Source organism: Streptomyces sp. NPDC097981 (assembly GCF_040302565.1).
Classification (GTDB): domain Bacteria; phylum Actinomycetota; class Actinomycetes; order Streptomycetales; family Streptomycetaceae; genus Streptomyces.
Window position 1 is genome coordinate 1 of record NZ_JBEORW010000167.1, and the last position, 1,841, is coordinate 1,841.

Genomic DNA, 1,841 nt, shown 5'->3' on the forward strand with positions numbered 1-1,841 from the left:
ATCAACGGCCCCCGGGCGGTGGTCGTCGCCGGGGACGAGGACGCGGCGGTCGCGGTCGCGGAGGCCTTCCCGGACCGCAAGTCCAAGCGGCTGACCGTCAGCCACGCGTTCCACTCGCCGCACATGGACGGCATGCTCGACGCCTTCCGTAAGATCGCCGAGGAACTGTCGTACGGCGCCCCGCGCATCCCGGTCGTCTCCAACCTGACCGGCGCCCTCGTCACCGACGAGATGGGCTCCGCCGACTTCTGGGTCCGCCACGTCCGCGAGGCGGTCCGCTTCCTCGACGGCATCCGCGTCCTGGAAGCCGCCGGAGTCACGACCTACGTCGAACTCGGCCCCGACGGCGTGCTCTCCGCGATGGCCCAGGACTGCCTGGAGGACGGGGCCCGGTTCGCGCCCGCCCTCCGCACCGGCCGCCCCGAGCCCGAGACCCAGAGCAACGCCCTCGCCCTTGCCCACACCCACGGTGCGGTGGTGGACTGGGAGGCGTACTTCGCGCCGACCGGTGCGCGCAAGGTGGAACTGCCCACGTACGCCTTCCAGCGTGACTGGTACTGGCTCGACTCGGCACCCACCGCGCAGAACACCCCGGGCGACGCAGCCGGCTTCGGCCTCGGTGCGACGGACCACCCGCTGCTCGGCGCGGCCGTCGAACTGCCCGACTCGGACGGGTACCTCTTCACCGGCCGGCTCTCGTCGGCCGTCCAGCCCTGGCTCGCGGACCACGCCGTCCTCGGCTCGGTCCTCCTGCCCGGCACGGCCTTCGTCGAGCTGGCGGTCCGCGCCGGCGACCAGGTCGGCTGCGACGTCCTGGAGGAGCTGACCCTGGAGACCCCGCTCGTCCTCCCCGAGCGTGGCGGAGTCCAGCTGCGGCTGTCCGTCGCCGGTGCCGACGAGTCCGGCCGACGCTCCCTGTCGCTGTACTCCCGTGACGAGGACGTCCCCGCCGACGAGCCGTGGACGCGGCACGCCACCGGCGTCCTCACCACAGGCGACGCCGCGACCCCCGCGGCTGACCTCACGGCCTGGCCGCCGGCCGGAGCAGAACCGGTGGACATCGACGGCCTCTACGAAGGCCTGGCCGCGGCCGGATTCGACTACGGCCCCGCCTTCCAGGGCCTGCGCTCGGCCTGGCTCCACGGCGACGCCGTGTACGCCGAGGTGAGCCTGGACGAGGAGACGGCGGAGGCGGCCGACTGGTTCGGGCTCCACCCGGCGCTCCTGGACGCGACCCTCCACGCGGCCGGACTCGGCGCGCTCGTCGAGAAGACCGGCCAGGGACGACTCCCGTTCGCCTGGAGCGGTGTCCGGCTGCACGCGGCCGGTGCCTCGGCGGTACGGGTCCGTCTGGCTCCGGCCGGACCCGGCGCGGTGTCGCTGGAACTCGCAGACTCCACCGGTCAGCCGGTCGCCTCGGTCGAGTCGCTCGTGCTGCGGGCGGTTTCGCCCGAGCAGATCGGTGCGGCGCGCGGTGGTCGTGTGGAGTCGCTGTTCGAGGTGGAGTGGACGGCTGTGCCGATGTCCCCGGTGTCGGCGTCGGAGCAGCGACCCTGGGTGCTGCTCGGGGAGGGTCACTCCGGTCTGGACGCGGTGGGCGTGCGCTACGAGGTGCACAGTGGTGGGCTCGCGACTCTCGTGGACCGGGCGCTGGTGTGTGTCCCGCTGTTCCCGGTGGCTGATCCGGAGGACCTGTCGGGTGCGGTGCATGCGGTGACTGGCCGGGTGCTGGCGCTGGTGAAGGAGTGGCTGGCCGACGAGCGGTCGGCTGATGCGCGTCTGGTGTTCCTGACGCGGGGTGCGGTGGAGGCCGTACCGGGCGAGGGTGTGTCGGATCTGGT

General features: G+C 73.2%; 1 protein-coding gene. It reads left to right on the forward strand.

What is annotated here, in order from left to right; all coding sequences use genetic code 11:
• On the forward strand, window positions 1–1,841 hold a 1,841-nt coding region (locus tag ABTY04_RS40810; RefSeq protein ID WP_352218488.1), incomplete at both ends, for a polyketide synthase dehydratase domain-containing protein.